The organism is Candidatus Pseudomonas auctus, from assembly GCF_048654275.1.
Taxonomy (GTDB): domain Bacteria; phylum Pseudomonadota; class Gammaproteobacteria; order Pseudomonadales; family Pseudomonadaceae; genus Aquipseudomonas; species Aquipseudomonas pharyngis.
Map to the genome: position 1 here is coordinate 131,052 of NZ_JBJYZK010000008.1, position 13,216 is coordinate 144,267.

Genomic DNA, 13,216 nt, shown 5'->3' on the forward strand with positions numbered 1-13,216 from the left:
GTTCAATGCAAGTAATGCGTGACTGGGCGACACGATACGCACCGTGGCTCGGCCTGGTAGGCATCCTTGGCAGCGCGCAGGAAGCGTTGGCCGGCGATTACGAAGGCTCGCCCCAGGTGGCCGAATTCGTCGGTGAAATGACCCGCGACTACGGTTTCGCCGGTGAACAGCTGATGGCCGTGTTCCGCGAAGCCCAGCGCAAGCAGGCGATTCTCGACGCCATTTCCAAACCCGCCGAACGGGTCAAGCAGTGGAAAGAATACCGGCCGATGTTCATCACCGACGCGCGCATCGCCCGCGGTGTGGACTTCTGGCGCCAGCACGAGGCCACCCTGGCCCGCGCCGAGCAGGAATACGGTGTTCCAGCCCAGGTGATCGTGTCGATCATCGGCGTTGAGACCTTTTTCGGACGTAATACCGGCAATTACCGGGTGATCGATGCCTTGTCCACGCTGGGTTTCGACTATCCTCCCCGTGCCGAATTTTTCCGCAAGGAGCTGCGTGAGTTCCTGCTGCTGGCCCGGGAAGAGCAGGTCGACCCGCTGACCCTCAAGGGTTCCTATGCCGGGGCGATGGGTTTGCCGCAGTTCATGCCGAGCAGTTTTCGCGCCTACGCGGTGGATTTCGACGGCGACGGCCACATCAATATCTGGAACAACCCGGATGATGCGATCGGCAGCGTCGCCAGCTATTTCAAGCGTCACGGCTGGGTCGCCGGTGAACCGGTAGTCAGTCGCGCGGATGTCCGTGGCGAGCAGGTGGATGAAGGCCTGACCACTGGCATCGAGCCGACGAAAACCGTCGGGGAGTTGCGAGCGCTGGGCTGGTCGAGTCATGATGCGCTGCGAGATGACATGCCGGTCACCGCATTCCGCCTCGAAGGCGACAATGGCCCGGAATACTGGATGGGCCTGACGAATTTCTACGCGATCACGCGTTATAACCGCAGCGTGATGTACGCCATGGCCGTACATCAACTGTCTGAACAGCTGGTACAAGCACGGGGCGTCAAGTAATGCGGGCATTGCCTATCAATAAACCCCTGAAGCTGGTGGCCTTTGCTGCATTGGCGGTACTGGTCGCCAGTTGTTCGACCAGTCGTTCGCCGACCCAGAAGCCGACCACCGCCGTACGTTCGCAGCCGGGCCTGGACATCAACCGGGCCCACAAGGACGGCGCGCCGTGGTGGGACGTCGACGTATCGCGCATCCCGGACGCCACGCCGACCCTGCACACCGGCCCGTACAAGGCCAACCCGTACACCGTACTGGGCAAGACCTACTTCCCGTTGCAGGAATCCAAGACTTACGTGGCCTCCGGCACTGCGTCCTGGTACGGCACCAAGTTCCACGGTCAGAACACCGCCAACGGCGAGGTCTACGACCTGTACGGCATGAGTGCCGCCCACAAGACATTACCGCTGCCGAGTTACGTTCGGGTGACCAACCTGGACAACAACAAGAGCGTGATCCTGCGGGTCAACGACCGCGGGCCGTTCTACTCGGACCGGATCATCGACCTGTCCTACGCCGCCGCGAAAAAACTCGGTTATGCCGAAATCGGCACCGCGCGGGTCAAGGTCGAAGGCATCGACCCGCAACAATGGTGGGCCGCCAAGGGCCGTCCGGCGCCTTTGATGCTCAACGAGCCGCAAGTCGCGCAGAATAGCGCCCCGGTGATCACGGCCTCGGCCGGCACCGTCGAGCAATGGACTCCGCCGCCGCAGCAGCACGCCGCGGCCGTCGTGCCAGTCCAGCTCGATGCAAAAAAAAACGCTTCTGCACCAGCGTCTGGCCAGTATCTGCAGGTGGGCGCGTTCGCCAACCCGGACGCTGCAGAACTCCTGAGGTCGAAGCTCAGCGGGATGGTGAGCGCTCCGGTGTTCATCAGCTCGATCGTGCGCAATCAGCAGACCCTGCACCGGGTTCGCCTGGGACCGATCGGCTCGCCGGGTGAAATTGCCCAGGTACAGAACAGCGTGCGCCTGGCCAACCTCGGTTCGCCAAGTGTGGTCACCGAGTAAACGTAGGACTTGATTGACGGTTCACCAGCGATTGGGGGGTGAACCAGGTTGTTGGCTCGTCGAAGAACAAAAGCCCGGCAAGGGTGACTGGAGTGAGCAACTGAACACGCGATGGCCCGTTAGAAAGCCATCTGATTAATTTTGTCCGCAAGGACAGTTTCCATTAGCGATTTCGAGAGACGGATGAACATCACCACCTTTGCCAAACGCCTGTGTCTGCTAGTCCCGCTGCTCCTCTCGCCTGCCGCGTTCGCGGCCGAGATGATGCCGTCGCCACCACAACTGGCCGCCAAATCCTACGTGCTCATGGATGCCAACAGCGGCAACGTGCTGGTGGAGAACAACGGTGACCAGCGTCTGCCGCCGGCCAGCCTGACCAAACTGATGACCGCGTACATCGCCACGCTGGAAATCCGTCGCGGCCAGATCGGTGAAAACGACCCGGTGACCGTCAGCGAAAACGCCTGGCGCACCGGCGGTTCGCGGATGTTCATCAAGGTCGGCTCGCAGGTCACTGTCAGCGACCTGCTGCACGGCATCATCATCCAGTCCGGCAACGACGCCAGCGTCGCGGTGGCTGAACACATCGCGGGCAGCGAAGACGCCTTCGCCGACCTGATGAACAAAACCGTCTCCGATCTGGGCATGACCAATACCCACTTCATGAACCCGACCGGTCTGCCGAACCCCGAGCACTACTCGTCGGCTCACGACATGGCGATCCTGGCGCGCGCGATCATCCACGAAGATCCGGCTCACTACGCGATCTACTCGCAGAAAGAGTTCTTCTGGAACGGCATCAAACAGCCTAACCGCAACCTGCTGCTGTGGCGCGACAAGACCGTCGACGGTCTGAAAACCGGTCACACCGACGAAGCCGGCTACTGCATGGTGTCCTCGGCCGTACGTGACGGCATGCGCCTGATCGCCGTGGTGTTCGGCACCAACAGCGAAGTGGCTCGCGCCGCCGAGACCCAGAAGCTGCTGACCTACGGTTTCCGCTTCTTCGAAACCCAGACCTTCTACCAGAAGGGCACCGAACTGGCTCAGGCCCCGGTGTGGAAAGGCACTACCAGCCAGGTCAAGGCCGGTCTGGCTCAGGACCTGACCATGACCCTGCCGAAAGGCCAGCTGAAGAAGCTCGCTGCCAGCATGACCATGAACCCGCAACTGACCGCGCCAATCGCCAAGGGCGACGTGATCGGTAAAGTCGAAGTGAAACTGGACGACAAGGTGGTGCACAGCGCCGACCTGATCGCCCTGGACGCTGTCGAGGAGGGTGGTATCTTCCGCCGCATGTGGGATAGCATCCGTCTATTCTTCTACGGCTTGTTCAACTGATTCGAGTTGACCTGCATGGCCCCGTTCCGATCCGGAGCGGGGCCTTGTTCGTTACCGGGCTTACGCTTACGAGGCCGTTACGCCATGACCGATACCGAAGTAAAGGCGCCAAAGATCGAATTTCCCCAGGTTGATTATCCGGTTAAGGTGATCAGCGATACGGGCGTCGGCAACAAAGACAAGATCATCGACATCGTCAAGAAACACGCCAGGATCAACGATGAGCGTGTCGACGAGCGTCAAAGCAGCAACGGCAAGTACACCACCATTCAGTTGCACATCGTCGCGACCGACCAGGATCAGCTGTACAACATCAACAGCGAACTGCGGGCTACCGGTTTCGTGCACATGGTGCTGTGATGCCCGGCACGCTGGGCTTTCGCGAGCTTGGCCAGATGGCTTACGAGCCGGTCTGGCAGGCCATGCAGCGTTTTACCAACGAGCGTGGCACCACGGCCCCGGACGAAATCTGGCTGGTGGAACACCCGCCGGTGTTCACCCAGGGCCAGGCCGGCAAGGCCGAGCACCTGTTGCTGCCGGGAGACATTCCGGTGGTGCAGGTCGACCGCGGCGGTCAGGTGACCTACCATGGCCCAGGCCAGTTGGTAGCCTATCTGCTGCTGGATGTGCGCCGACTCGGTTTCGGCGTGCGCGATCTGGTCAGCCGCATGGAGCGCTGCCTGATCGAACTGCTGGCCAGCTACGGCGTGACCGCCGTGGCCAAGCCGGATGCTCCCGGCGTCTACGTCGACGGAGCGAAGATCGCTTCTCTGGGTTTGCGGATTCGCCACGGTTGTTCCTTTCATGGCCTGGCCCTGAACGTGGACATGAACCTGGAACCGTTTCGACGGATTAATCCCTGCGGCTATGCCGGGCTGGCGATGACCCAGCTGAGCGAGCACGCAGGATCGATTGAATTTGCCGAGGTAAGTGCCCGGCTGCGCGCGCAGCTCGTCAAACACCTCGACTATGCTGAGCAGACGACCCTGACGGGCGGAATCGACTGATATGACTACTGATGCAGTGCAAACCATGATCCCGACGCTCGACGTGACCGAGCGCCCGGCCCCGCGTCCCAAGGTTGAAGCCGGCGTCAAGCTGCGCGGCGCCGAGAAGGTTGCACGCATCCCGGTGAAGATCATTCCGACCACCGAACTGCCGAAGAAACCCGACTGGATCCGCGTGCGCATCCCGGTTTCGCCGGAAGTCGACCGCATCAAGAGCCTGCTGCGCAAACACAAGCTGCACAGCGTCTGCGAAGAGGCCTCCTGCCCGAACCTGGGCGAGTGCTTCTCCGGCGGCACCGCGACCTTCATGATCATGGGTGACATCTGCACCCGTCGTTGCCCGTTCTGCGACGTTGGCCACGGTCGTCCGAAGCCACTGGACGTCAACGAGCCGGAAAGCCTGGCCATCGCCATCGCCGATCTGAAGCTCAAGTACGTGGTGATCACCTCGGTTGACCGCGACGACCTGCGTGACGGCGGTGCCCAGCACTTCGCCGACTGCATCCGCGAAATCCGCAAACTGTCGCCGAACGTGCAGCTCGAGACACTGGTCCCGGACTACCGTGGCCGCATGGACATCGCCCTGGAAATCACCGCTGCCGAGCCGCCGGATGTGTTCAACCACAACCTGGAAACCGTACCGCGCCTGTACAAGGCTGCGCGTCCGGGTTCGGACTACCAGTGGTCGCTGACCCTGCTGCAACGCTTCAAGCAGATGATGCCGCACATCCCGACCAAATCCGGCCTGATGCTCGGCTTGGGCGAGACCGACGACGAAGTCATCGAAGTCATGAAGCGCATGCGCGAACACGACATCGACATGCTGACCCTGGGCCAGTATCTGCAACCGTCCCGCAGCCACTTGCCGGTGCAGCGTTTCGTGCACCCGGACACCTTCGCCTGGTTCGCCGAGGAAGGTTACAAGATGGGCTTCAAGAACGTCGCGTCCGGCCCGTTGGTGCGTTCTTCGTACCACGCTGACGAGCAAGCGAAACTGGTCAAGGCCGAGCTGCTCGGTTCCTGATTCAGCGCTGAATGAAAGAATGCCCGCCGGGGTTTATCGCCCGGCGGGCATTTTTTTGCCCGGCCTACACTCGTTACTGACTTCTCCTGCAATCTGCGGCGCAGCCGAGCCTCTTCTGTTTGTCGCCGTTCCTGACTACTGTGTGAGCATGACTTCACACAGGGAGATCCATGGATGACCGTTCGACCGACCCACACCCTTTTTCCGCACAAGTCTGTGCCCGCACTGCCGTCGGAAGGGCTGATCGGCGTCATTGCGCCCGCCGGCCCCGGCACGCTGGATACCGAAAAGGCCGTTCAGTGGATGCGCGCCCGGGGTTACGGTTTACGGGTGTTCCCGGGCGTCTATGAAAAGGACGGTTATCTGGCCGGCAGCGACGAGGTGCGGCTCAACGATCTGCACGCGGCGTTCGCTGACGAAGAGGTCGATGCGATCATTTGCCTGCGCGGTGGTTACGGCACGCCAAGGTTGCTGGATCGGATCGATTACGACCTGCTGAGCCGTCATGCCAAGCCCTTCGTCGGTTACAGCGACATCACCGCACTGCACCTGGCCATCAGTCGCTACGCCGGGTTCGTGACCTTTCATGGGCCGTTGTTGAATGCCGATCTGCTGGGGGACAAGGAACCGCCGACGGTGACCTCGTTCTTCGCCATGCTGCGCGGTCAGTTGAAGGCCGGCAGTGTACTGAGTCATCCAGCGGCTTATCCGTTGACCACCGTGGAGCCCGGCATTGCCCACGGACGTTTGCAGGGCGGTAATCTGGCAATGATCGCCTCGACTCTTGGCACGCCTTACGAAATCGATGTCGAAGGGGTGATTCTGCTCATCGAGGACATCAACGAGCCGCTGTACCGGATCGACCGCTTGCTGACCCAGATGCGTCTGGCGGGCAAGTTGGCCAGATTGCGCGGCGTGTTGGTCGGGGACGTGGCGGGTGTGGATGTCGAGGCCTTGAACGGCTTGCTCAAGCAGACCTTTGAACCCCTGCGGATTCCGGTGCTGTCCGGCTGGCGCAGCGGGCACTGCGATCCGAACCTGACGTTGCCGCTGGGGGCGCTGGTTCGACTGGACGCAGGGAAGAAGGAGTTGATGCTGGAACAGGATGTGGTGATTCGCTGATCGAGCCGCAAAAAAAGACCGCCGCCTGAAGAGGCGGCGGTCTTTTTGTTTTTACTGGTTACGCAGGCTTTCCAGCAGCTTGTGCGTCGGATAACCATCCGCCGGCCAGCCGAATGACTGCTGCGCAGCGCGAATCGCCTTGCGCGTATTGGCACCGATGATCCCGTCGGCGGTGCCTGCGTCGTAGTTGCGCGCGGTCAACAGGTTTTGCAGTTCGATCCGCTCGGTGCGGCTCAACGGCAGGTCGTCTTTTGGCCAGGTGCCATTGATCAGGCCGGCGCCGTTGAAGCGCTCGGACAACAGGCTGACGGCCAGTGCGTAGGACGACGAATTGTTGTACTTGAGGATCGCCCGGAAGTTATCGAGGATCAGGAACGCCGGGCCACGGTAGCCAGCCGGCAGCAGCAGAGCAGCAGACAGTTGCTCGGAGCCGGCCGGCACCTGGCCGCCGTTCGGCAGGATCACGCCCAGTTGCCGCCATTCAGCGACGCTTTTTCGAATAGCGCCGTCGGCCAAGGTGTAGTTGAAACCGCTTGGCAGTTGCACTTCGAAGCCCCACGGCTGGCCACGCTGCCAGCCGGAGCTTTGCAGGTAGTGCGCGGTGGAGGCCAATGCGTCAGCCGGGCTGCCCCAGATGTCGCGGCGACCGTCACCGTCAAAGTCCACAGCATGGGTGTTGTAGGTGGTCGGGATGAACTGGGTCTGGCCCATTGCGCCGGCCCAGGAGCCGAGCATTTTCTCCGGCGTGATGTCGCCCTGTTGCAGGATCTGCAGCGCCGCAATCAGCTGCGCATGGGCAAAGCCCGGGCGGCGACCTTCATAGGCCAGGGTCGCCAGCGAGTTGATCACCGACTTGCTGCCCTGGAACTGGCCGAAGTTGCTTTCCATGCCCCACACCGAGACCAACGCCTGACGGTCAACGCCATAACGCTGCTCGATGCTTTGCAGAATATCGGCGTACTGGCTGATCAGTGCCTGGCCTTTGCGCACGCGCAACGGCGACAGTGCGCCATCCAGGTATTCCCAGACCGGCCGGGCGAATTCCGGCTGGCTGCGGTCGGCGCGAATCACGCTGGCATCGAAGCTGACATTGGCGAAGGCACGGTCGAACAGGTCGGCACGAATGCCGGCGGCCAGGGCTTCCTTGCGGAAACCGGCCTGCCATTCGGCAAAGGTCTGGGTCGGTTGCAGGTCGAGGTTGTCACCGGACGGCACTACCGGCGGGATGACCGCTGGGGCTGTGGCAACGGGGACGGTCTGAAGCGGTTGAGCGTCAGCGGCGGTGGGTTTTTCCGCGCAGGCGACGAGCAATACGAAGCTGGAGGCAGCGATCAGTTGGCGAAAGGGCCAACGACGGGAAAGACTGAGGGGCATGCACGGGTCCAGGGAATACGAATCAGGTGCAGACCTTAACATGAGGAAGGGGTGCTGCGCTTCAAGCGGCCAGAAAGTAAGAAGCCTCCCAGCTGTCAGACTGGAAGGCTTCGCGGCGGTAGCTGCCTTTACCCTTGGTTGGTCGTTCCTGACGGCTGCGGAACAGGGGTTGGGCGACGATGGATTTGGCCTTGTTGTGGCCATGTTTCGATGGCTTTTTGCTCATGATGATTCTCTCGATTGAGTGAGGTTTTGCGCGGCAGATAATCTGCCGATCTAGAGCGTCTGTCTATAGGACCGACAGCGGGATGTTCTGTAGGAAATGGACTCGGTAAAAAAACGGGATCGCAGCGCGCGATCTCGGAATTCATTCGGCAGGCAATGTCAGGCGCTGACCGGCCATCAGCAGCGCCAACCGGCTCAGGCTCATCCACGGCGAGCCCGCCGCCTGGCCCTTGATCTGCGCATCGATGCGCTGGGCTTCGAGCAGCAACTGTGCCCAGCGTTGCGCCGAGTAGCGTTGCAGGGCCTTGCTCATCAGCGGTTTGCGCTTGTCCCAGACCGGCGGTTTAGCCTGACTGAAGCACTTGTCCAGCGGCGTGCCCTGGCTGTATTGCAACGAGATGTTGGCCAGCAGGCGTAACTCACGGGCCAGGGCCCAGAGGATCACCGGCGGCTCGACCCCTTCACCGCGCAGCCCTTCGAGCATGCGCAGGGCGTGGGCCGGTTCGCCGTTGAGCACTGCATCGGTCAGGCCGAACACGTCGAAACGCGCACTGTCGGCCACGGCCGCCTGTACGGTTTCGATGGTGATCTGTCCGCCCTCGGCCATCAGCTTGAGCTTTTCGATCTCTTGCGCAGCGGCCAGCAGGTTGCCTTCGACCCGCGCGGCAATCAGTTCGACCGCGTCCTGACTGGCCGACAAGCCGGCCTGGGACAGGCGCTGACGAATCCAGCTCGGCAACTGGTTGGCATCCACCGGCCAGATCTGCACGAACTGGGTCTGCTGACCCTCGACCAGCGCCTTGCCCCACTTGGTCTTCTGCGCGCTGCCGTCGAGCTTCGGCAGGCTGATCAGCAGCACCGTGTCTTCAGCCGGGCGCGAGCAATATTCGATCAGTGCGGCGGCGCCCTTGTCACCGGGCTTGCCCGAAGGCAGGCGCAGTTCCAGCAGGCGTTTTTCAGCGAACAGCGACATGCTGGCGCCGGCCTGCAGCAACGTACCCCAATCGAAATTGGCGTCGGCGGCAAACACCTGACGTTCGTCGAACCCTTGCTGGCGGGCAGCGGAGCGAATGGCGTCGGCGGCTTCCTGACACAGCAGCGGGTCATCGCCGCTGATGATGTAGACCGGCGCAAGAGCGCCTTGCAGGTGTTTGCCGAGTTGGGCGGGAGCGAGCTTCATAAGAGAGGGCGAACGGGGCGCCTGAGCGCCCCGAACGTCTTACTGCTGCGGCAGTTCGAGCGGCGACTGGCGCGGGGTTTCCGCTTCAGCCTTCTGTGCCGCTTCGAGGGCGTCGGCTTCTGCCTTGGCCCGTGCGTTGGCGGTTTGCTGCAGAGCGTCCAGCTGTGCCGGTGTCAGCTGTTGCAGACGCAGCATCATGCGCTGTACCAGTTCGCGTTGTGTTTCACGGCGGGCATCGTTGGCTTCCTGGTCGGAACCCACGAGGTTGTTGCCGTCGTGGATGAACACTTTCTGCACTTCAAGCTTGTCGCTCTTGAGCAACAGGTCCTTTTCGCCGCGGATATCGTAGGTCAGCACGGTGCTCACCTGATATTCGCCAGTACGACCGGCGCCCGCGTAGCTGAGGATGCGCTGGCTTTCCTGCTCATCGGACAGGTAAAGCTTGTACGGTGCACCGGAAACGACCTTGACGCCGCTGGCCTCCAGCACCTGACGCAGTTGCGTCACGGTTTCGCCGTAGGCGTTGCGGGCGCTCAGATCGAGCTCCTTGATCGAAAGTTCGTTGGTGCCGGTACCACGCAGCTGGAAACCGCAGGCGCTCAACAGGACGGCGAGGCCCATCACCAGCAGATTGCGTTTGATCATTGTGTTGCTCCCCTTGAAACCATGTGGGCCGACTCTGTGGCCCGAAAGGTTTTACTGGGCGTCAGGCACACCTGACGCCCGATCCAATTAGCTGGCGACGATATTGACCAGTTTCCCGGGCACTACGATCACTTTGCGAATCGTCAGGCCGTCAACGAAACGCAGTACGTTCTCGTTGGCACGGGCTGCCGCTTCGACTTCTTCACGGGTCGCGGCGGCCGGCATTTCGATCTGGCCACGCAGCTTGCCGTTGACCTGGATCACCAGGGTCAGGCTGTCCTGGACGAGTGCGCTTTCATCCACCACTGGCCAGCCGGCGTCGATCACAGGGTCGGCGTGGCCCAGTTGATTCCACAGTTCGTGGCAAATGTGCGGGGTGATCGGAGCCAGCAACAGCGTAACGGCTTCCAGACCTTCCTGAACCAGTGCGCGATCCTGTTCGGTGGATTGTGCTGCTTTTTCCAGCACGTTCATCAGCGTCATCACCTGGGCGATGGCGGTGTTGAATTTGTGATTCTGGCCGACGTCATGGCTGGCCTGCTTGATCGCCTGGTGGATCGCGCGACGAACGGCTTTCTGCTCGTCGTTCAGGCCGGCGATGTCCAGTTTGCCCGGCAGGCCCTGAGTGACGTGGGCCTGAGCCAGACGCCAGACGCGCTTGAGGAAGCGGTGCGAACCTTCAACGCCGGAGTCGGACCACGCGGCGCTCATGTCGGGCGGCGAGGCGAACATCATGAACAGGCGGCAGGTGTCCGCGCCGAACTGGTCGATCATCGATTGAGGGTCGACGCCGTTGTTCTTCGACTTGGCCATTTTCTCGGTGCCGCCGATTTCCACCGGCAGACCGTCGGTTTTCAGTCTGGCGCTGGTGACGTTGCCCTTGCCGTCGCGTTCGAGATCGACGTCCGCCGGGTTGAACCAGGTGTAGGCGCCGTTGGCTTCGCGGCGATAGTAAGTCTCGGCAATCACCATGCCTTGAGTCAGCAGGTTCTTGAACGGCTCGTTGGAGCTCACCAGGCCTTCGTCGCGCATCAGCTTGTGGAAGAAACGCGCGTACAGCAGGTGAAGAATGGCGTGTTCAATACCACCGATGTACTGATCCACCGGCAACCAGTGGTCGGCCGCGGATTTTTCCACCAGACCGCCTTCGAAGTGCGGCGAGGCGTAACGGGCGTAGTACCAGGACGACTCGACGAAGGTGTCCATGGTGTCGGTTTCACGCTTGGCAGGCTGACCGCATTTCGGGCAGGTGCACTCGTAGAACTCGGGCATGCGTGCCAGCGGCGAACCGGCGCCGTCCGGCACCACGTCTTCCGGCAGGACGACCGGCAGTTGATCTTCCGGCACCGGCACGTCGCCGCAGGCATCGCAGTGGATGATCGGGATCGGGCAGCCCCAGTAGCGCTGACGGCTGATGCCCCAGTCGCGCAGGCGGAACTGGGTGCGCGAGGCGCCGAGGTTTTTCTTGATCAGGGCGACTTCCATGGCGTCGAACGCGCCAGCGAAGTCCAGACCGTCGAATTCGCCGGAGTTGATCAGCGTGCCGTGCTCGCCGTAGGCGTCCTGCCATGGCGCCGGGTTGGTGTCACCGGAGCTGGTGCGCACCACGGATTTGACCGGCAGGTTGTACTTGTGGGCGAATTCGAAATCGCGCTCGTCGTGCGCCGGCACAGCCATGACCGCGCCGTCGCCGTAGTGCATCAGTACATAGTTGGCGACCCACACCGGCAGTTTTTCGCCGGTCAGCGGGTGCTCGACGAACAACCCGGTCGGCAGGCCTTTCTTCTCTTGAGTGGCGACGTCGGCTTCGGCGACGCTGCCGCCCTTGCATTCGGCGATGAACGCTTGCAGCTCAGGGTTGTTCTTCGCGGCGAGAGCGGCCAGGTGGTGCTCGGCGGCCACGGCAACATAAGTTGCGCCCATCAGGGTGTCCGGACGGGTGGTGAAGACTTTCAGGGTGCCGGTTTCGCCGATCGAGTCGACGTTGTACGGGAACTGCACTTCCATCCCGCGCGACTTGCCGATCCAGTTGCGCTGCATGGTCTTGACCTGCTCAGGCCAGCCGGTCAGTTCGTCGAGGCTCTCCAGCAGCTCATCCGCGTAGGCGGTGATCTTGAAGTAGTACATCGGGATTTCGCGCTTTTCGATCAGCGCGCCGGAACGCCAGCCGCGACCGTCGATCACCTGTTCGTTGGCCAGAACGGTCTGGTCGATCGGGTCCCAGTTCACGGTGCCATTCTTGCGGTAGATCACGCCTTTTTCGAACAGGCGAGTGAACAGCCATTGTTCCCAGCGGTAGTAATCCGGTTTGCAGGTGGTGACTTCCCGCGACCAGTCGACCGCCAGGCCCAGGCTACGCAGCTGGGATTTCATGTAGGCGATGTTTTCGTAGGTCCACTTGGCCGGGGCCACGTTGTTCTTCATCGCGGCGTTTTCCGCCGGCATGCCGAAGGCGTCCCAACCCATCGGTTGCAGAACGTTCTTGCCGAGCATGCGCTGGTAGCGGGAGATCACGTCGCCGATGGTGTAGTTGCGCACGTGCCCCATGTGTAGCTTGCCGCTGGGGTAAGGGAACATCGACAGGCAGTAGTAGGTTTCCTTGCCTGGCTGTTCACTGACTTCAAAGGACTTTTGCTCGTCCCAGAACGATTGGGCGGCGGCTTCGATTTCACGGGGCTGATATTGTTCGTGCATGGCTACTTTTGTACTGGATAGGGGTGGCCTAATCCTCTTCAATGCGACGTCCCGGGCATGTCGGACGAGCTGGAAGTGGAGTTACAGGAAGCGCCGTAGCATACATGACCGCGCTTGGCCTAGGGAAACCCTGATTGCAGCCGTTTGACCGGCCGAAATCGCGGCGAGGGCCGTTGGTCGCGGCACGCAGCCGGTTTGTGCAGCGAAGCTAAGCTCTAACTGGGGAGTGAGTCTTATCTTCAATGAGGTGAGGGATGGTGGAGTCACAGCAAAAAAACGTTACCAAACCCGAGTTGTACGAGCGGTTGATCGATCGTCTGGGGATGGCCCTGGACGCGGCGAAAACCGCTGGAAGGCTGCGCGACGAGCGCCCCCTGGAGCTGGAATTGCGTGGCTTGAGTCCCGCCGAGTTCAAACTGGTCAAGGCCTATCTGGATCGCAGTGAGCGTGAAACCCACGGATACCTGTCACAAGCAGTGAAACAGCTCGATGCTGCCCATTCGGCCAAGGTCATCTGGCTCAAGGACAAGGCACCCGGCAGAGACGCCGTCAAAGTGCGGACTCTGCAGGCCAAGTAAACG

At 61.6% G+C, this 13,216-nt stretch carries 13 protein-coding genes; 8 read left to right on the forward strand and 5 right to left on the reverse strand.

The genetic code is table 11. The features are described from left to right. Positions 1–5: 5 nt before the first annotated feature. From mltB to ACKUG4_RS16785, 7 genes are all read left to right on the forward strand, one after another. Positions 6–1,016, forward strand: a complete 1,011-nt coding sequence (gene mltB, locus ACKUG4_RS16755; protein WP_085648685.1) for a lytic murein transglycosylase B — start codon at positions 6–8, stop codon at positions 1,014–1,016. Beyond that, the gene (locus ACKUG4_RS16760) at positions 1,016–2,023 is read left to right on the forward strand and encodes a septal ring lytic transglycosylase RlpA family protein (protein ID WP_085612550.1); all 1,008 of its coding nucleotides are present in this window, start codon (positions 1,016–1,018) and stop codon (positions 2,021–2,023) included. The genes mltB and ACKUG4_RS16760 overlap by 1 nt, the downstream gene beginning before the upstream one ends. Before the next feature lie 183 nt (positions 2,024–2,206). After that, on the forward strand, positions 2,207–3,364 hold the full coding sequence (locus ACKUG4_RS16765) for a D-alanyl-D-alanine carboxypeptidase family protein (protein ID WP_445434440.1): 1,158 nt from the start codon (positions 2,207–2,209) through the stop codon (positions 3,362–3,364). An 84-nt stretch (positions 3,365–3,448) separates the two neighbouring features. Beyond that, complete coding sequence (locus ACKUG4_RS16770; protein ID WP_011336094.1) at positions 3,449–3,724, forward strand: DUF493 domain-containing protein; 276 nt, start codon at positions 3,449–3,451, stop codon at positions 3,722–3,724. Beyond that, entirely contained in the window at positions 3,724–4,371 is a 648-nt protein-coding gene (gene lipB, locus ACKUG4_RS16775) for a lipoyl(octanoyl) transferase LipB (protein WP_039771855.1), read from the forward strand. The genes ACKUG4_RS16770 and lipB overlap by 1 nt, the downstream gene beginning before the upstream one ends. Before the next feature lie 25 nt (positions 4,372–4,396). After that, positions 4,397–5,395 carry a lipoyl synthase gene (gene lipA / locus ACKUG4_RS16780; RefSeq protein WP_162130488.1) on the forward strand — a complete coding sequence of 333 codons (999 nt, stop codon included), beginning with the start codon at positions 4,397–4,399 and terminating at the stop codon, positions 5,393–5,395. 174 nt (positions 5,396–5,569) lie between these two features. Beyond that, positions 5,570–6,517 carry a S66 peptidase family protein gene (locus tag ACKUG4_RS16785; protein ID WP_445434441.1) on the forward strand — a complete coding sequence of 316 codons (948 nt, stop codon included), beginning with the start codon at positions 5,570–5,572 and terminating at the stop codon, positions 6,515–6,517. 51 nt (positions 6,518–6,568) lie between these two features. Here ACKUG4_RS16785 and ACKUG4_RS16790 read toward each other — a convergent pair whose 3' ends face one another. The 5 genes from ACKUG4_RS16790 to leuS all read right to left on the reverse strand — a co-directional run bounded on the left by ACKUG4_RS16790 (position 6,569) and on the right by leuS (position 12,635). Then, positions 6,569–7,891 (reverse strand): lytic murein transglycosylase, encoded by a 1,323-nt coding sequence (locus tag ACKUG4_RS16790; protein WP_440816938.1) that lies wholly within the window; start codon positions 7,889–7,891, stop codon positions 6,569–6,571. Positions 7,892–7,952: 61 nt separating this feature from the next. Next, positions 7,953–8,117, reverse strand: coding sequence for an alternative ribosome rescue factor ArfA (gene arfA, locus ACKUG4_RS16795; RefSeq protein WP_007958672.1), 165 nt, complete (start codon positions 8,115–8,117; stop codon positions 7,953–7,955). A gap of 141 nt (positions 8,118–8,258) precedes the next feature. Beyond that, positions 8,259–9,296 (reverse strand): DNA polymerase III subunit delta, encoded by a 1,038-nt coding sequence (gene holA, locus ACKUG4_RS16800; RefSeq protein ID WP_039771848.1) that lies wholly within the window; start codon positions 9,294–9,296, stop codon positions 8,259–8,261. Between the two features lie 39 nt (positions 9,297–9,335). Next, a complete protein-coding gene (locus ACKUG4_RS16805) occupies positions 9,336–9,941 on the reverse strand; it encodes an LPS-assembly lipoprotein LptE (protein WP_064599662.1) in 606 nt (201 codons plus the stop codon). Positions 9,942–10,028: 87 nt separating this feature from the next. Continuing rightward, the gene (leuS, locus tag ACKUG4_RS16810) at positions 10,029–12,635 is read right to left on the reverse strand and encodes a leucine--tRNA ligase (protein ID WP_445434442.1); all 2,607 of its coding nucleotides are present in this window, start codon (positions 12,633–12,635) and stop codon (positions 10,029–10,031) included. A 254-nt stretch (positions 12,636–12,889) separates the two neighbouring features. Between leuS and ACKUG4_RS16815 the strand changes: the two genes are divergently transcribed. Beyond that, positions 12,890–13,213 (forward strand): hypothetical protein, encoded by a 324-nt coding sequence (locus tag ACKUG4_RS16815; protein ID WP_039771843.1) that lies wholly within the window; start codon positions 12,890–12,892, stop codon positions 13,211–13,213. Positions 13,214–13,216: the final 3 nt, after the last annotated feature.